The organism is Rhodococcus sp. 05-2256-B1 (genome assembly GCF_002258465.1).
In the GTDB taxonomy this organism is placed as follows: Bacteria; Actinomycetota; Actinomycetes; order Mycobacteriales; family Mycobacteriaceae; genus Rhodococcoides; species Rhodococcoides fascians.
The window spans coordinates 186,265-204,602 of sequence record NZ_NOZA01000009.1 but is presented as its reverse complement, the minus strand read 5'-3'; the positions used below and the strand labels follow the sequence as shown (position 1 = coordinate 204,602).

Sequence of the window (18,338 nt, the reverse complement as noted above, 5' to 3'; positions counted from 1 at the left end):
CGTCCTCACGGTCCAACGCCTCGAAAAACCGCACCTTCAACCCAGCACATGCCACGATCCCCGCAACTCCCTCAAATCGAGGGTGTTGCGGGGATCGTTGGAACCCGCCATTCGGAGGGCGGGGCTTTTCCGTTGTGCGTCTGGGATCAGCTGAGACGTTCGAGCACCATGGCCATGCCCATGCCGCCGCCGACGCACATGGTCTCGACGCCGAACGTCTTGTCGTGTGTCGTCAGGTTGTTCAGCAGAGTCGTGGTGATGCGGGCACCGGTCATGCCGAACGGGTGGCCGACCGCGATGGCACCGCCGGAGACGTTGAGCTTGTCCTCTTCGATGCCGAGGTCACGGGCGGAACCGAGGACCTGCACCGCGAAGGCCTCGTTGATCTCGAACAGGTCGATGTCGGAGATCGACATGCCCGCGATCTTCAGCGCCTTGCGGGTGGCCTCGATCGGCCCCAGGCCCATGATCTCGGGAGACGTGCCGGTGACGCCGGTGGAGACGATGCGAGCCAACGGGGTCAGGCCCAGCTCCTTGGCCTTGGTGTCGCTCATGATGACGAGCGCTGCTGCGCCGTCGTTGAGCGGGCATGCGTTACCGGCGGTGATGGTGCCGTTCGGACGGAAGACCGGCTTGAGCTGGCTGATCTTCTCGTACGTGGTGCCAGCGCGAGGGCCGTCGTCGGTGCTGACGACGGTGCCGTCGGGCAGGGTCACCGGGGTGATCTCCCGCTCGAAGAAGCCGGCGTTGATGGCCTCTTCGGCGCGGTTCTGGCTGCGGACGCCCCAGCGGTCCTGATCCTCACGGCTGATGCCGGTGAGCAGGGCGACGTTCTCGGCCGTCTGGCCCATCGCGATGTACGCGTCGGGCAGCTCACCGTTCTCGCGGGGATCGGTCCAGCTGTCCGCGCCCTCTTCCTGCGCCTTCTTGGTGCGGGCCTCGGCGTCGGCGAAGATCGGGTTGTGGCTCTCCGGCAGCGAATCCGAGCTGCCGTGGATGAAGCTGGACACGCTCTCGACACCAGCGGAGATGAACACGTCACCCTCGCCTGCCTTGATCGCGTGCAGCGCCATCCGGGTGGTCTGCAGCGAGGACGAACAGTAGCGCGTGATCGTCGTTCCGGGGAGCGAGTCGTAGCCGAGCTGAACCGCGACGATGCGGGCGAGGTTGTTGCCCTGCATCCCGCCGGGCAGGCCGCAGCCCAGGAGCAGGTCGTCGATGTCCTTCGGGTCGAGCGAGGGCACCTTGGCCAGCGCAGCGGCGACCATCTGAGCGGTGAGGTCGTCGGGACGAATGTCCTTGAGCGACCCCTTCATTGCCCTGCCGATGGGTGAGCGCGCGGTGGCGACGATGACTGCCTCTGGCATGAGATCTCCTTCGATATCGATACTGCTTATCTGCTCTGTTACCGCCGAGTAGGCGATGTCTCCTGATCGAACTTACAACCCCGCCGAACGGCCATCGCCACGACGTAGGAGATCCTCCGCCGCGCTGTCGATCTCGGCGTCGAGCTCGGCAGTTCTACGCCGGAGAAAGCGGTCCACTGCGGCGGTGGCGCGGGGGATGGCTCTGCGTGATTCGGCGGCGGCGGACACCGTCGGCAGTTCGGGCAGTGGACCGCCGTGCCAGACGCCGAGGGCCGAGGCGAGCACCGGCAGAATCTGTTGCGCGGCCAGCTCGTACCCCGCAGCGGACGGGTGGAAGCGGTCCGCCGAGAACATCGTGTCGGGGGCGGCCAGAAACTCGGGTGCCAGCAGATCCGCCAGGGCTACCGGATGCCCGCCGGCACCGAGAGTCCTGGCCGTCTGGGCATGGGCCAGCCGCCGACCCCAATTGCGGACGACGGTACGCAGAGGTTGCGGAATGGCCGTCACGACACCGAGATCGGGGCACGTTCCCACCGCGACGACGCAGCCCTTGGCCGTCAGTCGTTCGACTGCATCGCCCAGCCTGGCCGCTGATGCCGGAATGGAGAATTTCTTGGTGACGTCGTTCGCGCCGATGAAGATCACCGCGGCATCGGGCGGCGGGCCCGCGACGAACATGGCGTCGACCTGACCTTCGAGTCCTTTGGACGTGGCACCGGCAATTGCTTTGGTGCTCAAGCGGATTCGTTGACCGGTTTCCTCGGCCAACCCGCGGGCGAGCAGGACACCCGGGACCTCGTCGGCCACAGTGCAACCCACGCCTGCCGCGGTGGAGTCGCCGAAGATCATCAGATGAATATCTGCTGAACTTCCCATGCGCCACCGCTCGGGTGCCGCGCAGCCGGCGGTGTAAACCCCGTCGGCCTCGGGTGGCTTGGCAATGTTGCGTCCGATGACGCCGCGGGCCGCAGCGGCCTGCCCCATCAGATGTCGGTACGCGGCCCAGGACGCAGTCCCTGCTCCAGAGCCTGCAAGTACCGTCGCGGCGCTCGCTTTCGCGGCGGTACGCCATCCGCTCGCCGTCACAGATCGATCCCTCTCGTCGTGCCCCCGCACCATCGTATGCGGGTGTCGACAGCCGTGGCCGAGAGTCCGATACCTGCATCTGGGAAGATGGAGCAATGCGCATCGCACAGCACATCACCGAACTCATCGGCAACACCCCGTTGGTGAAGTTGTCCTCCGTCATCGGCGACGGCGCCGGCACGGTCGCAGCCAAGATCGAGTACCTCAACCCGGGTGGTTCGTCGAAGGACCGCATCGCCGTCAAGATGATCGACGCTGCCGAGGCCTCGGGCGAGTTGAAGCCCGGCGGCACCATCGTCGAGCCCACGTCCGGTAACACCGGCGTCGGCCTCGCGCTCGTTGCTCAGCAGCGTGGCTACAAGTGTGTGTTCGTGTGCCCCGACAAGGTCGGTGAGGACAAGCGCAACGTGCTGCGTGCCTACGGTGCCGAGGTCGTCGTCTGTCCCACGGCCGTCGCGCCCGAAGACCCCAACAGCTACTACAGCGTCTCCGACCGACTCGTCCGCGAGATCGAGGGAGCGTGGAAGCCGAACCAGTACGCCAACCCGGCCGGCCCGGCCAGCCACTACGAGACCACCGGGCCCGAGATCTGGGCCGACACCGACGGCAAGATCACGCACTTCGTCGCAGGCGTCGGCACCGGCGGCACCATCTCCGGCACCGGCAAGTACCTCAAGGAGGTCTCCGGCGGCAAGGTCAAGGTCATCGGCGTCGACCCCGAGGGATCGGTGTACTCCGGTGGCACGGGACGTCCGTACCTGGTCGAGGGTGTCGGCGAGGACTTCTGGCCGACCGCCTACGACCCGTCCATCCCGGACGAGATCATCGCCGTGTCCGACAACGACTCGTTCGACATGACTCGTCGCCTCGCCCGCGAGGAAGGCCTGCTGGTCGGCGGCTCGTGCGGCATGGCTGCTGTCGCGGCCATTCAGGTTGCCGAACGCGAAGGCCCCGACGCGTTGGTCGTCGTATTGCTGCCCGACGGTGGCCGCGGCTACCTGGCGAAGATCTTCAACGACTCGTGGATGTCCTCGTACGGATTCCTGCGTTCGCGGTTGGACGGCACCACCGAGGAGACCTCGGTCGGCGCAGTGCTGCGCGGCAAGTCCGGTGCCCTGCCCGATCTGGTGCACACCCACCCGTCCGAGACCGTGCGTGACGCCATCGAGATTCTGCGCGAGTACGGCGTCTCGCAGATGCCCGTCGTCGGAGCCGAGCCGCCCGTCATGGCAGGCGAGGTCGCCGGCAGCGTCACCGAACGCGATCTGCTCAGCGCCGTGTTCGAGGGTCGCGCAGCGTTGGCCGACCCGGTAGCCAAGCACATGAGTGAGCCGTTCCCGCTGATCGGTGCCGGCGAAACCGTCTCCGACGCCACCAAGGCCCTCGGGGAGTCCGATGCGCTGATGGTCGTCGAAGAGGGTAAGCCCGTCGGCGTCATCACCCGCCACGATCTGCTCGGTTTCCTCAGTAAGGGTGCCTAGGCATGTGAGTGGAACTTCGTAGCAGGCTACGAGGTTCCGCTCACAAGCGGCGCAGCCGCCTTATCGGAAAGCGCTGGAGCCCGTCAGCGCCTGCCCGATCACGAGTTGATGGACCTCGGATGTGCCCTCGTAGGTGAGGACGGATTCGAGGTTGTTGGCATGCCGAAGTACGGGGTATTCCAACGTGATTCCGTTGGCGGCCAGGATGGTTCGGCATTCACGAGCGATCTTGATGGCCTCGCGCACGTTGTTGAGCTTGCCGAGTGACACTCGCTCGCCCGGCAGTTCGCCCTTGTCCTTGAGCCGGCCCAGATGCAGCGCGAGCAGTTGACCCTTGCCGAGTTCGAGCGCCATGTTCGCGAGCTTGGCCTGGGTGAGCTGGTATCCGGCCAGCGGCTTGTCGAACACCGCGCGGGTCTTGGAGTACTCGACGGCCGATTCGATGCAGTCCCGCGCCGCGCCCATCGCTCCGAACACGATGCCGAACCGGGCCTCGTTGAGGCAGCTCAACGGTCCGCTCAGGCCGCGGGCCTCGGGCAGCATCGCGTCGGCAGGAAGCCGGACGTCGTCGAACACCAGCTCGCCCGTGATCGACGCGCGCAGAGACAGCTTCTTCTTCACCGTGTTGGCGGTGAATCCGGGGGTGTCCGTGGGGACGACGAAACCCCTGACCTTGTCGTCGGTCTGAGCCCACACGACGGCGACGTCGGCGACCGGACCGTTGGTGATCCACATCTTGCTGCCGTTGAGAATCCAGTCGTCACCGTCGCGCTTGGCTCGGGTGAGCATGCCGCCGGGGTTGGACCCGAAGTCGGCCTCGGTGAGACCGAAGCAGCCGATGAGCGAACCCTCGGCCATCCCCGGCAGCCACTGCTGCTTCTGTTCCTCGGACCCGTACTTCCAGATCGCGAACATCGCCAGCGAGCCCTGCACCGAGACCAATGAGCGGATGCCGGAATCGATGGCTTCGAGTTCGAGGCAGGCCAGCCCGTACGCCGTCGCCGATGTTCCGGCGCAGCCGTAGCCCTCGAGGTGCATGCCGAGCAGGCCGAGCGAGCCCAGCTCCTTGGCAAGTTCACGCGCGGGAACGGTGCCCTCGTCGAACCAGTCGGCGATGTGGGGTCGGATGCGTTCGTTGCCGAACTTGCGGACTGTGTCCCGGATCTGACGTTCTTCGTCGTCGAGGAGGGAATCGATCGCGAACAGTTCGTCGACGCTCTGGGAGTTGGCCACGGTGCCTCTTTCCGCTGGGGGTTGTCTTCGCAGGTTACCCACGCCCCTGCCGGGCGACGCAGGCCGATTAGTGTGGAGGCCATGAGTGAGCAGCGCAGCAAGGCAGACAACACCTCCTGGCAGGGCTTTTCCACGAAGGCGGTCCACGCGGGTTACGAGCCCGATCCACTGACCGGCGCGGTCAACGTGCCGATCTACGCCAGCTCCACCTTCGCGCAAGACGGGGTCGGCGGAATGCGTAGCGGATTCGAGTACGCGCGTACCGGCAACCCGACGCGTCGGCCGCTCGAGGCCAACCTCGCAGCCATCGAATCCGGTACCTACGGTCGCGCTTTCTCGTCGGGCATGGCCGCTACCGACTGCATGCTGCGGTCGGCGCTGCGTCCCGGTGACCACCTCGTCATTCCCAACGACGCCTACGGCGGCACGTACCGATTGATCGACAAGGTCTTCACCCAGTGGGGCATCGAGTACTCCGTGGCCGCGGTCTCGAACGTCGACGAGGTCCGCGCCGCGATGCGTCCGAACACCAAGCTGGTGTGGGTCGAGACGCCCACCAACCCGTTGCTCAACGTCGGTGACATCGAGGCGCTCGCGGGCGTCGCGCACGAGGGCGGGGCCAAGCTGGTCGTCGACAACACGTTCGCGTCTCCCTATCTGCAGCAGCCGTTGTCCCTCGGTGCCGACGTGGTGCTGCACTCGACGACCAAGTACATCGGTGGTCACTCCGACGTCGTCGGCGGCGCTCTGGTGACCGACAGCGAAGAGCTCGATACCGCGTTCGCATTCCTGCAGAACGGTGCCGGGGGCGTTCCCGGACCGTTCGACGCATTCCTGACGTTGCGTGGCATCAAGACCCTCGCGTTGCGGATGGAACGGCACAGCGACAACGCGGAGAAGATCGTCGAATTCCTCGACGGGCATCCGGCCATCTCGCAGGTCATCTACCCCGGCCTCGAGTCGCACCCGTCTCACGCGGTGGCCGCGAAGCAGATGCGACGGTTCGGCGGCATGGTCTCCGTGCGGCTGGCCGGCGGCAAGCAGGCCGCTCTCGATTTCTGCGCGAAGACGGAAATCTTCACTCTCGCAGAGTCTTTGGGCGGCGTCGAGTCGCTCATCGAGCACCCCGGCGCGATGACGCACGCGTCGACTGCCGGTTCGCTGCTCGAGGTCCCGGACGACCTGGTGCGTCTGTCCGTCGGTATCGAGGACGGTGCCGATCTGGTGGGCGACGTCGAGCAAGCACTGGCATGATCGTCGCACTGATCGACTCGGGGTTGGGAATGCTCCCGACGGCTGCTCGCCTGCGTGAGTCGCGTCCCGAGCTCGATCTGGTGCTGATGATGGATCCCGACAACGCTCCGTGGGGTCCGAAGCCGGATGCGTGGGTGATCGAGCGGGTGGTCGGTACCGCTCGACATGCCGTCGAACTCGGTGCCGAGGTCGTGGTGCTGCCGTGCAACACGGCCAGTGTGACGGCGTTGAGCCAGGTGCGGGCTGCGCTCGGTGATGCGATCCCCGTGGTGGGGACGGTCCCGGCGATCAAGCCCGCAGCGGCGGTCAGTGATCGGATCGCGATCTGGGCGACGGCGGCCACGACGGCAAGTGCGTACCAGGCCCGGTTGATCGACGAATTCGCCTCTCGTCGGACGGTGACCAGCGTGGCCTGCCACGGCCTGGCCGATTCGATCGATCGCGGAGACTCGACCGGAATACGTGCGGCCATCGACGCTGCGGTGGCCGCCACTCCCGACGACGTCGAGTCCATCGTGTTGGGGTGCACCCACTACCCGTTGGTGCTGGACGAGATCGTCGCGCGTCTGCCGGACGGCGTGACGATGTTCGACAGCGCGGCGGCCGTGGCCAATCAGACGGTGCGGCGCGCGGACGAGGTCGGTTCGGCGCGGGCCGGCACCGGATCGGTCTCGGTGTGGCTGAGCGGCATCGAAGGCGTACTGCCGGAGAGTGCACATCGTTACCGCGAGGCGACGGTGCTACTCGACGGTGCGCGGGCCCGGTAGTTCCGCGCCGCCGGGGAATGCCCGGTGGGTTCGTGCGTTGTCTTTCACTGAGGTAACGGTTGTTGCAGTGGAGGGAATGAGCACATGGTCGGTGTCGACACGCGGGACGTACAGGGCAGAGCAGCGGCGCGGATTCCGCATCGGTATGCCTTCTGGGTGGTCGGCGTCGCCTTCATCGTCCTCATGGCGTCCTCGGCTGCACCGTCGCCGCTGTACCCGGTGTACCAGCAGTCGTGGGGGTTCAGTGCGATCAGTCTCACGGTCGTCTTCGCCGTCTATGCGCTGGCGCTGCTGCTGACTCTGCTCACGGTCGGAAGTCTGTCGGACCACATCGGACGCAGACCGATCCTGGTCGCGTCACTGCTGCTGCTGATCGTCAGTCTGGTGTTGTTCATCGTCGCCGACAGTGTTCCGGTATTGATCGCTGCTCGCGTCGTGCAGGGAATCGCCGCAGGCGCGGCGACGGGGGCCATGAGTGCGGCCATCATCGATCTGCAGCCCACCGTGTCGACCGGCCCGCTGCTCAACAGCGTCGCCCCCTCCTTCGGTCTGGCGGCAGGCGCGATCGGGGCCGGGTTGCTGGTGCAGTTGGCGCCGGCACCCGAAATTCTCGTGTTCGCCCTGTTGATCGCCGCTGCGGCAGTACTGGCCGTGGCCCTGCTGTTCGTGCCGGAGACGTCGGCGATGCGCGGCTTCGATTCCCGACGTCACCTGGCGTCGACCCTGCTGCCGCGAGCCTCGCTGCCGAAGTCGGTGCGGGCACCGTTCGTGGTCATTGCTCCTGCCCTGTTCGCGACCTGGTCGCTCGGCGGGTTCCACCTCTCGCTGGGCCCGTCGATCATCGGCACCGTCTTCGGTATCGACAACCACATCGTGGGCGGCCTGGAGATCTTCTCGCTGTTCGCCTCGGGCTCGGTAGCAGCTGTCGTCGTGCGCAACGGGCTTCCTCGCACGGTGATGATGATCGGCGCGTCAGTGCTCGCAAGCGGCGTCGCGCTGACCTTGGTGTCGGTCGAAATCGGCTCGGTCGCGCTGTATTTCGTCGGCGCTGTCGTCGCAGGATCGGGCTGGGGAGCAACGTTTCTCGGTGCGATGCGCACGCTCGGTTCGTTGGTCCCCGCTGCGGAGCGAGGTGGCGTGTTCGCCACGACATTCGTCATCAGCTACCTCGCCTTCAGCCTGCCTGCGGTGATCGCCGGTCTCGCCGTGCACCGGCTCGGATTGAGCACCACGGTCGAGGTGTACGGGGCGTTCGTCATTGCTCTTGCATTGATCTCGGTCGTGGGGTTCTCGGTTGTACAGCGACGAAATCGATAGCGCAGCAATCACTCCTCGATCTCCCCTCCCGAGGACGGGCACCATGTACTGCCCAATCGGATAGTCCGGCAGCGGTGTTGGAACGGTTCTGCCCTGCAGGTGTTCCGATCTCCTCTCGGTGCGGCCATGGTGGTCATCAGTGAGACGCCGATCACACACCCCAGGCGTTTCCTGACCACACTCACCGAGGAGACACCGATGGCAATCGAGCTCAATCAGATCTGGGAATTCCCCATCAAGGAGTTTCACCCGCTGCCCCGCGCCAAGCTGGGGGTCGGCGCTCACGACATGATCGGCGTCGAGGCGAAGGAACTCGGATTCAAGCGTGCCCTGCTCGTCACCACCGGACTGCGCGGATCCGGGATCATCGAGGAACTGATCGGCAAGATCGAATACCAGGGCGTCGAGGTGGTTCTCTACGACAAGGTCGAGTCGAACCCCAAGGACTACAACGTCATGGACGGTGCCGCGCTCTACCAGAAGGAGAAGTGCGACAGCGTCATCTCCGTCGGTGGCGGCTCCAGCCACGACGCGGCCAAGGGCATCCGCGTCGTCGTTGCCCACGACGGCCGCAACATCAACGAGTTCGAGGGATTCTCCAAGTCCACGAACAAGCAGAACCCACCGCATATCGCCGTATCGACCACCGCCGGAACGGGTTCGGAGACGTCCTGGGCGTACGTCATCACCGACACCTCGGACATGGAGAAGCCGCACAAGTGGCTTGCCTTCGACGAGGCGTCGACACCGACTCTGGCACTGGACGATCCGCTGCTCTACTACACCTGCCCCCAGCAATGGACCGCGTTCTGTGGCTTCGACGTTCTGGCACACGGTGCCGAGCCGTACGTGTCGCGTCTCGATTTCGCGCCGTCGCTGGGCAACGCGATCTACTCGATCGGCCTGGTGTCCAAGCACCTTCGCGAGGCCGTCTACGACCCGGGCAACCTGAAGGCTCGCGAGGGCATGATGAACGCCCAGTACATCGCCACGCAGGCGTTCAACTCCGGCGGACTCGGTGTCATCCACTCGATTTCCCACGCGATCAGTGCGTTCTACGACAGTGCTCACGGCCTCAACAACGCCATCGCTCTGCCGCGCGTGTGGGAGTACAACCTGCCCTCACGCTACGAGCGCTATGCGGAGATCGCCGTGGCCATGGGCGTCGACACGAAGAACATGACCACCGTCCAGGCGGCCGACGCGGCAGTCGAAGCCGCCATCCGGCTCGCGAAGGACGTCGGCATTCCCGACAACTTCGGGTCGATCCGTTCCGCGACGTACGACAAGAACCGGATGAACACCGGCAAGTACGCCGGTAAGGGCGACGTGATCAAGGGTGACGAGAAGTCGGTACTCAAGATCTCCGAGCACATCCAGGAAGACTGGTGCACCCCGGGTAACCCCCGCGAGGTCACCGTCGAATCGATGATTCCGGTCGTCTCGCACGCGATCAACGAGTCGTACTAACCGCCACCCATGTGAGTGGAACTTCGTAGCAGGGTACGAAGTTCCGCTCACATGCGGCGCAGCCGCTCTTCGAAGGGAAACACATGACCTCGCTGTCGACAGTGCGTAGCGACGACACCGACACCGTTCGATTCACCGACGCTGCCGATCTGCGGAGGGCGCTCGCCGAGCAGGACTACATCGCCGACGACGACCTCGCCACCGTGGTGCATCTGGCGACAGCGCTCGATCGCCCGCTGCTGCTCGAAGGGCCGGCGGGTGTGGGAAAGACAGAGCTCGCCAAATCGCTTGCTGCGGCGAGCGGCCGCAAGCTGGTGCGCCTGCAGTGCTACGAGGGCCTCGACGACAACCGGGCCCTGTACGAGTGGGATTACGCCAAACAGCTTCTGCACGTGCAGATGCTGCGTGAACACATCGGTGCGCTGACGCAGCACGTCACCGACATCGACGACGCCTCGAAGATGCTCGCCGCCAAAGACTTCGGCCTGTATTCCGAGCCGTTCCTGTCGGTGCGTCCGCTGCTGGAATCGATCCTGTCCGAGGAGCCGGTGGTTCTTCTCGTCGACGAGGTCGACCGCACCGAGGAATCCATGGAGGCGCTGCTGCTCGAGGTGCTCGCCGAGAAGCAGGTGACCATCCCCGAGGTGGGCACCTTCACCGCACGAAGTGATCCTTGGGTGATATTGACCTCCAACGACACTCGCGAGCTGTCCTCCGCCCTCAAACGCCGCTGCCTACACTTTCATCTCGACTACCCCTCTGCCGAACGGGAACGGGAGATCGTCACCGCCCGCGCTCCGGAGGTACCCGATCGGGTCGCAGCCGACATCGTGGCGCTGGCAACCGAACTGCGGGCGCTGCCGCTGCGCAAGAGCCCATCGATCTCCGAGGTCATCGACGCGGCTCGTATCGCGTCGGTCCTCGGCCACACGGAGGACACCCGCAAGTATCTGCTCGCCGCGCTGGTCAAATACTCCTCGGACATGAAGATCGCGATGGCAGGCCCGGCGACGGAGACAGCCTCTGCAGCACCATCTCTCGGAGCCGTCGTCAACACGACCGCGACGGCGTTCCGGGGTCATGGTGGACGGGACAAGGGCGGCATCGGGATTCGACGATGACTGCGGTCGAGCCGTTCGCTCCGTCGGTGGTACTCGACGTGCTGTCGGCAGTGTTCGGCCGGACGCTGCGGCGGTTCGGAGTGGCGGCGTCGCCGGCCGAGGTCATCGAAGTCCGACGAGTGCTCGGGCTCCTGGGGGCACGTGACCTGACGGTTCTGCGCGCGGCATTACGCGCCACGTGCGCGAAGTACGATCACGAACAGCAGGGATTCGATCTCGCGTTCGACTCGCTGTTCGCAGTCGGCTCGAACACTGTTGTCCACGAACACACTTCGCCGGTAGGCGCGCAGGTGGCGGGTGGCCTCCCGACCGATCTCGACGTGGGAGCCGACCAGGAGGCGGCGAAGTACGCCGAATACAACGAGCGTGCCGTCGAGATCGGAGATCTGCTCGACGCCCCCGAGGCCGACAAGGGCTTCAATCCGCACAAGGACGACGACGACATCAGTCTGTCGTCGGAGGATCACGATCTGTCCATCGATACCGATGGCGACATGGGTCGACGGGGCGTGACCTACACCGTCGATCTGGAGCGTTCCGGTTCGACGGCTGCAGGGGAGTTGGCGTCGAGCACGAGCGGAGCGGTTGCAGGGCAACTGAACTGGGAGGATCCGGCAAGTATCCTGGCATGGTTCGATGCCTACGATCCCAGTAGCGTGTACGGCGATGGCGGAGATTCCGGGCCGCTGAGCGCGGCGATGTTGGACAGGATCACCGATGCCGTCGAAGCCTTCGTCGCAGCTCTGGGTGAGTTGACCGGGACGATGTCGTCACCGGTGCCGGTCGACGGCGCAGGGCGGGGGATCGACAGCCATGCCGAGATCGAGCGCGCAAGTCACGAAGTGTTGCGGCACATGCGCGGGACTCCTCGGCCGCGGCCTCGCGAACACTCTCGGGGCCCACTGGACATGCGTCGCACGGTTCGGTCGAGCTTGCGCACGGACGGCATTCCGTTTCGGTTGGTCACCAGGACGCCGGTTCCGGACAAGGTTCGATTGTTGGTGCTGGCGGACGTCTCGTTGTCCGTTCGCCCGATCACCGCATTCACGCTCAGACTTGCCCAGGCGATGCACTCGCGTGCGCACCGCTGCACTGTGATGGGCTTCGTCGATTCTCCGGTGGACGTGACGACGACCTTGCTCGGGAGTACGGGCGACGGTGCTCTGGCTGCAGTTCTCGCAGATGCGCGATTGGACCTCGAAGCGAGCAGCGATTACGGCAAGACCTTCGCGGACCTGCTGGACTCGCACGGGGAGGTGTTGAACAAGCGCACCGCGGTGATCATCGTGGGGGACGGTCGGTGCAACGGACGGCCGCCCGGACTCGATGCGTTGGAGAAGATTCGCTCCAAGGTGCACCGCATCGCCTGGATCACTCCCGAAGCTCGTCGCTACTGGGCGCAGGCCGCGTGCTCGATGGAGGAGTACGAACAATTCTGCGACCAGGTGGTCGTGGCGCGAGACGGGGAACAGTTGTCGGCGCACGCCGCCGATCTGGGGCATGCGCTGTCCTGACCCCGACCCATCACACCACGTACCTGCCCGATCGGGTAGGTAGGAACCTGGCCCGGTGCTGGTGGGAACGGACCGACTGTGCTCGTAAGGTTGTAACCTGAATCACAGGTCCGGATCGTGTTCGGATCGAAGGACAGCGAGGGTGTGAACGGTGGACCAGGCAGCTACTGCGAACGTCGGCAAGGCGCTGCACGATCTCGATACTCGGCGCAGCCGAGCCGAGACGCCACGTGTCCTCAAGTTCCATGCGCCCGAGATCGTGTTCGGTCCGGATTCGCTCGGAGAGGTCGCGCATGCGACGCGTCGTCTCGGTGGGGTACGGCCGATGCTTGTCACGGACGCCGGCTTGATCGAGAGTGGCTGGGCCGGGCAGCTCGTCGACCTCCTTCTTGCGCAGGGGCTGGAGCCCCAGGTCTGGAGCGCACTGACGCCCAATCCCAAGGACGTCGAAATCGAGGCCGGCCACGGTTACTACGCGGACTTCGGCTGCGACGTGTTGGTGGCGATCGGCGGAGGGTCGGTGATGGATGCGGCGAAAGGGATTGCCGTCCTCGCCGGCAACGGCGGTCGAATCCTCGACTACGAGGGGGTGGATCGGGCCACCCGGCCGATCCCGCCTCTGGTGATGGTGCCCACGACATCCGGCACCGGCGCCGACGTCTCGCAGTTCTGCATCGTCACCGATACCGCACGCTCGACGAAGATCACCATTCTCGGCCGAGCCCTGGTCCCGGACATCACGGTGATCGACCCGATGTTGCTCACCACGATGCCCGAATGGCTGAACGCCGCAACCGGTTTGGATGCCCTGACGCACGGGATAGAGGCATTCGTGTCGTTGGGCCACAACCAGCTCACCGACCATCATGCGCTCCGAGCCATCACCATGGTGATGTCACAGTTGGCTCGCACCATCGACGAGCCGACCGACATGGTTGCACGAGGGTCGATGGCGCAGGCGAGTCTGGAAGCCGGCCTGGCATTCACGAACGCGATACTCGGTGCAACGCACGCGATGAGCCACCAGGTGGGCGGGCTGCTCGATCTCCCGCACGGCGTGATCAACGGCGTGCTGCTGCCACACGTCATTCGTTTCAACGCTGCCGAGGATCCGTTGCCGTACGTGGCCATCGCGACGAGTCTCGGGCTACCCGAGGGCAGGGCCAGGCCGGAGGAGGCCGCCATGGCCGTGGCCGATCGAGTGGACCGCCTCGCTCGTCAGGTCGGTGTTCCCGCCGGCCTGGCCGAGATCGGCGTCAGCGAGTCCGATCTCGATGTGTTGGCCACCAACGCATTACGCGATGCCTGCATGTCCACCAACCCGCGCTCGGCCACGCACCGCGAGATGGTCGATCTGTTCAGGACCGCACTGTGACAACCGGACCCGACCTCTCGTTGCTGACGGGACTGCGTTCGGGCAAGAACACGTTCTACCCCCAGTATCGCGGCGCGGCAGAACGTTTGGAACGCGTTGTCTATGCGCTGGAACTGATCTCGCGAGCACTGGTGCGCACGGTCGACGGTCCGGAAACGCTGGTGTGCGCTGTGGCCGAGGCCGCACGAGCCCATCTGAGTGCGCGCTGGGTCGTGTTCGCTCTCGCCGACGGGGCGTTCCCCGACGCCGGTCCTCGCAGATTGGTACTCGGACCCGACGCCACACCGTTTCTGGTCGACAACGTCGAAGGGCCACCGTTGCCGGACGACGTCGTCGACTGCCTCGAGTCGATCCGACAGTCGACGTGCGGCGACGGGCTGACCCCGGTGATCTCCGCCCATCACGCCTTCGTGCCGATCGCGTACGACGGGGGTGTCGTGGGCGCTTTTGCAGCGTGGACCGGTGAGCAACGTGTGCTGGACGCCACCGACGCCGCGGTGCTCAGCATCCTGGCCAGCCAAACTGCGGTGGCCCTGCAGAATTCGGCTCTGTTCCAGAGCCGAAGACAACTCCTCGAGCGCACCGAGAATGCCTACGCCGAGGCGAATCGAACAGCGGCCGACCTCGCCGCCCGCAATGCCGAACTCCTGCTGACACAAAGACAATTGGGTGCCGCACATCGGCATCAGGTGCTCGACGACGAACGCCATCGCATCGCGCGCGAACTGCACGACAGCGTGACCCAGGCCGTGTTGTCGGCCGGTATGCAGATCGAGGTATGTCGCAGCGACATCTCGGCGGAAGAGCGCAGTGACAGGCTGGATCTGGCCAAGGATCTGACGCGTCGGGCAGTGGATCAGCTGCGGTCGGCGATCTACGCGCTCAATCACCCTCAGGACGCCGACCGAACGTCGCTTCCCGAAATGCTCGAACAGCTTTCGGTGGTCCACATGCCCGACGAGTTGCAGGTCTCGCTGCGGGTGGAGGGAACTCCCGTCGAGTTGAGCAGCGAATGCGAGCATGCTTTGCTCCGCATCGCCGGAGAGGCGTTGTTCAACACTGCAGTGCACGGTCATGCATCCCGGGCCATTCTTCGATTGAGCTATTCGCTCGATCAGGTACAGCTGTCGATTGCCGATGACGGTGACGGCGATCCGGCGCACTTGCGCATGATGCTGCACATGGCCGAGTCCACCGACGTCGACGGCCGCCACCGCGGGTTGGCGAACATGGCGGCGCGCGCCCGCGAACACGGCGGGGTCTTCGAGATCCGCCGTGCCCGCACCGGGGGCGTGCGAGTGGCAGTGCGTATACCGCTCGACCCGAATTCCACGAAGGGCACAGCATGAGCGTCACAGCGGTACGAGACGGTTCGCCTCAGGCGGCACCGCCCACCGTTCGCATCGTCCTGGTCGACGACCACGCGATCCTGCGCGACGGGTTGCGTTCGGTGCTCGAGCGTGAATCGGATCTGACGATCGTGGGTGAGGCGTCGACCCGAGAGGAGGGGTTGGCCGTCGTCGCTCGGGTCGAACCCGACATCGTGCTGATGGACCTCAAGCTCTCTGCCAGCTCCGATTACGAGGGTCTTGCCCTGTGTGCGCAGTTGTCGAAGGCGCACAACGGGATCGGTCTGCTCGTCCTGACGACGTTTCTCGACGATCGTCTGGTGGTGGAGGCCGTTCATGCCGGTGCCCGGGGATACGTGGTCAAGGACGTCGACACCACAGAGTTGGTTCGTGCGATCCGCGCGGTGTCGCGCGGGGAGAGCGCGTTCGATTCCCGGAGCGCGTCGGCGGTCGTGCGTTCCCTCAACGGCACACCGAGCAGCATCGAGCGGCTGACCGAGAGGGAGCTCGAAGTGCTCCGGCTACTGGCGACTGGGCTGTCCAACAACATGATCGGAAGTCGGCTGTTCATCTCGGCGACCACGGTCAAATTCCACGTCAGCAACATCATGCGCAAGCTCGCGGTGTCTCGACGCGCCGAGGCCGTCTACGCCGCGAGTAAACAGGGATTGATCTGAGCGGTGAGCCTTCGGGCGCAGAGTGCAAAGTAGACGGCACTCGGCGTCCTGTCGGGAGCGTCTTCGCGGTGCAGGCTACGGATTACACATACCAGTGATATCCACGCCGAGGAGCACCCATGACGACTGTTCAGGACGACACGCGGCCACACGACGCTCCTGCCGACCGCCCGACGGAGCTCACCGTTCTGGGGGCCTGCGGGCAGGACTGTCCGGATTCGTGCTCGATGGTGGTGACCGTCGAGGACGGAGTGGCGACAAGCGTCAGCGGTAGCAAAACGAACCCGTACACCAACGGTGGCCTCTGCGTGAAAGTGGACAACTATCTCGACAAGGTTTACAGCCCGGAACGAGTGCTGTACCCGCTCAAGCGATCCGGACCGAAAGGCTCGGGCCGCTTCGAGAGAATCTCGTGGGACGAGGCGGTCGCGACCATCGCCGAGAAATTCACCGCCATCGCCGAGGAATTCGGCCCCGAGGCGATCATGCCGTGCAACTACCTCGGCACCCAGGGAATCACGCAGGGTCTGAACGTGGGGGATGCGTTCTTCAATCGACTCGGGGCGACGGTTGCCGAGCGCACCTACTGCGATGCCGGCTCGTGCACCGCGTACGCGATGACGGTGGGCGACACGGCAGGCGTCGACCCCGAGAGTTTCGTCCACTCCAAGTTCATTCTGATCTGGGCGTCGAACATCATGAGCACCAACCTGCACCTGTGGCCGTACATAGCCGAGGCGAAGAAACGCGGGGCCAAGGTGGTGGTGATCGATCCGATCAAGACCAGAACCGCCAAGGCCGCGAGCTGGTACATCCCCATTCGTCCGGGCACCGACGGCGCTCTCGCCCTGGCGATGATGCATGTGATCATCGACGAGGGATTGACCGACGCGGACTACATCGAACGCTTCACCATCGGTTTCGACGAATTGGCCGAGCGGGTGCAGCAGTACACCCCGCAATGGGCGTCCGAGGAGACGGGCATTCCCGTCGAGGACATCTACACGCTCGCAAGGGAATACGCACAGAGTCAGCCCTCCGTCATTCGGATCGGCGTCGCCATCGAGCGCAGTGCCGGTGGCGGGCAGAGCGTCCGAGCCATCTCCTGTCTACCGTCGTTGGTGGGAGCATGGCGTAAGCCCGGCGGCGGCATCCTGCAGCTGCCGCTGTGGGCGTTTCCGGTGAACTGGCCCGAGTTTCTGCAGACGGATCTGCAGACTCCGGGTACACGCGTCATCAATCTGTATCAGCTGGGTGAGGCGCTGACCGGCGGGTTGAATTTGGATACGCCCCTCAAGGGATTGATGGTGTACAACTCCAACCCGGTGGTGGTGTGTCCCGATCAGAAGCGCATGATCGACGGGCTCAGCCGAGAGGATCTGTTCACAGTCGTCAGCGACCACTTCATCACCGACACAGCCGATTACGCCGATATCATCTTGCCCGCCACGACACAGCTGGAACAGGACGACATCAACTTTTCCTGGGGCCACCTGTTCGTCACGTACAACAACCGGTCGATCGAGCCCCTCGGGGAGGCCGTCCCCAATACCGAGATGTTTCGCCGATTGGCCGCCGCGATGGGCTTCACCGAACCGGTGTTCTCCCGAACCGATGAGGAACTCCTCGCCCTCTCCTACGACTGGAATGCCCCGGCAATGGAGGGCATCACGATCGACTCGCTCAAGAAGCTCGGGTGGCAGCGACTCAACCTTCCCGGTCCCGACGAGTACGCACCGCACGCAGAGGGCAATTTCCGGACGCCGTCCGGCAAAACGGAGTTTCTGTCCTCGGCGGCGGCGGGCGGCAACTTCGTGCTGCCGCTGTTCCGGCAGGGATCGAACGATCACCAGCCGGGACAACCGGTGGATCCGCTCCCGCACTACATCCCGCCGCGCGAGTCGTCGAGGACCAATCCCGGACTGGCAGAGAAGTATCCACTCAATCTGCTCACGCCCAAGTCACACGCGTACCTGAATTCGAGCTTCGGGAATCTCGACATGCACCGCAAAGTGCAGAAGGAGCCGACGCTGCTGGTCAACCCTGTCGACGGCGAACGGCGGGGAATCGCTTCGGGTGACGTGGTGCGAGTCTTCAACGATCGCGGCGAATTCACCGTCGTTGCCAAACTCGACAAGTCGGTCATGCAGGGTGTCACCGTCTGTGCGATGGGTGCATGGCGCAAGAACATGCTGTCGCTGTCGACCCCGGCGTCGCTCAATCCGACGGTGTTCGCCGACCTCGGGAACGCTCCGACCTTCTCCGACACCCTCGTCGAGGTCGCCGCGCTCGACGCCTGACAACTCTTTCTCCTACTACGAACATGA

The 18,338-nt window shown here is 65.0% G+C and carries 14 protein-coding genes; 11 read left to right on the top strand and 3 right to left on the bottom strand.

Going from position 1 to position 18,338, the window contains the following annotated elements; translation table 11 throughout:
* Positions 1 to 146 precede the first annotated feature (146 nt).
* Both CH285_RS01655 and CH285_RS01650 read right to left on the bottom strand, forming a co-directional pair.
* Positions 147 to 1,367, bottom strand: coding sequence for an acetyl-CoA C-acetyltransferase (locus CH285_RS01655; protein ID WP_032383529.1), 1,221 nt, complete (start codon positions 1,365 to 1,367; stop codon positions 147 to 149).
* Between the two features lie 72 nt (positions 1,368 to 1,439).
* Entirely contained in the window at positions 1,440 to 2,486 is a 1,047-nt protein-coding gene (locus tag CH285_RS01650) for an SGNH/GDSL hydrolase family protein (protein ID WP_241258259.1), read from the bottom strand.
* A 62-nt stretch (positions 2,487 to 2,548) separates the two neighbouring features.
* Between CH285_RS01650 and CH285_RS01645 the strand changes: the two genes are divergently transcribed.
* Entirely contained in the window at positions 2,549 to 3,934 is a 1,386-nt protein-coding gene (locus CH285_RS01645) for a cystathionine beta-synthase (protein ID WP_027496256.1), read from the top strand.
* Between the two features lie 60 nt (positions 3,935 to 3,994).
* On the opposite strand, the gene CH285_RS01640 is transcribed toward CH285_RS01645, so the two are convergent.
* Positions 3,995 to 5,167: an acyl-CoA dehydrogenase family protein gene (locus CH285_RS01640; protein WP_032388183.1), complete on the bottom strand. Its 1,173-nt coding sequence runs from the start codon at positions 5,165 to 5,167 to the stop codon at positions 3,995 to 3,997.
* A gap of 81 nt (positions 5,168 to 5,248) precedes the next feature.
* Here CH285_RS01640 and CH285_RS01635 point away from each other — a divergent pair, with 81 nt between their 5' ends.
* The 10 genes from CH285_RS01635 (at position 5,249) to CH285_RS01590 (ending at position 18,311) form a co-directional block, all read left to right on the top strand.
* The gene (locus CH285_RS01635; RefSeq protein ID WP_032365667.1) at positions 5,249 to 6,421 is read left to right on the top strand and encodes a cystathionine gamma-synthase; all 1,173 of its coding nucleotides are present in this window, start codon (positions 5,249 to 5,251) and stop codon (positions 6,419 to 6,421) included.
* A complete protein-coding gene (locus tag CH285_RS01630) occupies positions 6,418 to 7,188 on the top strand; it encodes a glutamate racemase (RefSeq protein ID WP_094643288.1) in 771 nt (256 codons plus the stop codon). Before CH285_RS01635 ends, CH285_RS01630 begins: the two co-directional genes overlap by 4 nt.
* Positions 7,189 to 7,272: 84 nt before the next feature.
* Complete coding sequence (locus CH285_RS01625; protein ID WP_094643287.1) at positions 7,273 to 8,505, top strand: MFS transporter; 1,233 nt, start codon at positions 7,273 to 7,275, stop codon at positions 8,503 to 8,505.
* A gap of 198 nt (positions 8,506 to 8,703) precedes the next feature.
* On the top strand, positions 8,704 to 9,975 hold the full coding sequence (gene mdo / locus CH285_RS01620) for an NDMA-dependent methanol dehydrogenase (protein WP_027496261.1): 1,272 nt from the start codon (positions 8,704 to 8,706) through the stop codon (positions 9,973 to 9,975).
* 83 nt (positions 9,976 to 10,058) lie between these two features.
* Positions 10,059 to 11,096, top strand: coding sequence for a MadB family AAA-type ATPase (locus CH285_RS01615; RefSeq protein ID WP_048319847.1), 1,038 nt, complete (start codon positions 10,059 to 10,061; stop codon positions 11,094 to 11,096).
* Positions 11,093 to 12,610: a MadC family VWA domain-containing protein gene (madC, locus tag CH285_RS01610; protein WP_094643286.1), complete on the top strand. Its 1,518-nt coding sequence runs from the start codon at positions 11,093 to 11,095 to the stop codon at positions 12,608 to 12,610. Before CH285_RS01615 ends, madC begins: the two co-directional genes overlap by 4 nt.
* Positions 12,611 to 12,797: 187 nt before the next feature.
* Complete coding sequence (locus tag CH285_RS01605) at positions 12,798 to 13,985, top strand: iron-containing alcohol dehydrogenase (protein ID WP_027496264.1); 1,188 nt, start codon at positions 12,798 to 12,800, stop codon at positions 13,983 to 13,985.
* Entirely contained in the window at positions 13,982 to 15,334 is a 1,353-nt protein-coding gene (locus CH285_RS01600; protein ID WP_027496265.1) for a MadS family sensor histidine kinase, read from the top strand. Before CH285_RS01605 ends, CH285_RS01600 begins: the two co-directional genes overlap by 4 nt.
* Entirely contained in the window at positions 15,331 to 16,011 is a 681-nt protein-coding gene (locus CH285_RS01595; protein ID WP_094643285.1) for a MadR family response regulator transcription factor, read from the top strand. The genes CH285_RS01600 and CH285_RS01595 overlap by 4 nt, the downstream gene beginning before the upstream one ends.
* Positions 16,012 to 16,130: 119 nt before the next feature.
* A complete protein-coding gene (locus CH285_RS01590) occupies positions 16,131 to 18,311 on the top strand; it encodes a molybdopterin-containing oxidoreductase family protein (RefSeq protein WP_094643284.1) in 2,181 nt (726 codons plus the stop codon).
* Positions 18,312 to 18,338: the final 27 nt, after the last annotated feature.

Excerpts from the sequence above, each read along its gene's own strand:
- CH285_RS01655 (WP_032383529.1), bottom strand. The coding sequence starts at position 1,367 with ATGCCAGAGGCAGTCATCGTCGCCACCGCGCGCTCACCCATCGGCAGG.
- CH285_RS01650 (WP_241258259.1), bottom strand. The coding sequence starts at position 2,486 with ATGGTGCGGGGGCACGACGAGAGGGATCGATCTGTGACGGCGAGCGGA.
- CH285_RS01645 (WP_027496256.1), top strand. The coding sequence starts at position 2,549 with ATGCGCATCGCACAGCACATCACCGAACTCATCGGCAACACCCCGTTG.
- CH285_RS01635 (WP_032365667.1), top strand. The coding sequence starts at position 5,249 with ATGAGTGAGCAGCGCAGCAAGGCAGACAACACCTCCTGGCAGGGCTTT.
- CH285_RS01630 (WP_094643288.1), top strand. The coding sequence starts at position 6,418 with ATGATCGTCGCACTGATCGACTCGGGGTTGGGAATGCTCCCGACGGCT.
- CH285_RS01625 (WP_094643287.1), top strand. The coding sequence starts at position 7,273 with ATGGTCGGTGTCGACACGCGGGACGTACAGGGCAGAGCAGCGGCGCGG.
- mdo (WP_027496261.1), top strand. The coding sequence starts at position 8,704 with ATGGCAATCGAGCTCAATCAGATCTGGGAATTCCCCATCAAGGAGTTT.
- CH285_RS01615 (WP_048319847.1), top strand. The coding sequence starts at position 10,059 with ATGACCTCGCTGTCGACAGTGCGTAGCGACGACACCGACACCGTTCGA.
- madC (WP_094643286.1), top strand. The coding sequence starts at position 11,093 with ATGACTGCGGTCGAGCCGTTCGCTCCGTCGGTGGTACTCGACGTGCTG.
- CH285_RS01595 (WP_094643285.1), top strand. The coding sequence starts at position 15,331 with ATGAGCGTCACAGCGGTACGAGACGGTTCGCCTCAGGCGGCACCGCCC.
- CH285_RS01590 (WP_094643284.1), top strand. The coding sequence starts at position 16,131 with ATGACGACTGTTCAGGACGACACGCGGCCACACGACGCTCCTGCCGAC.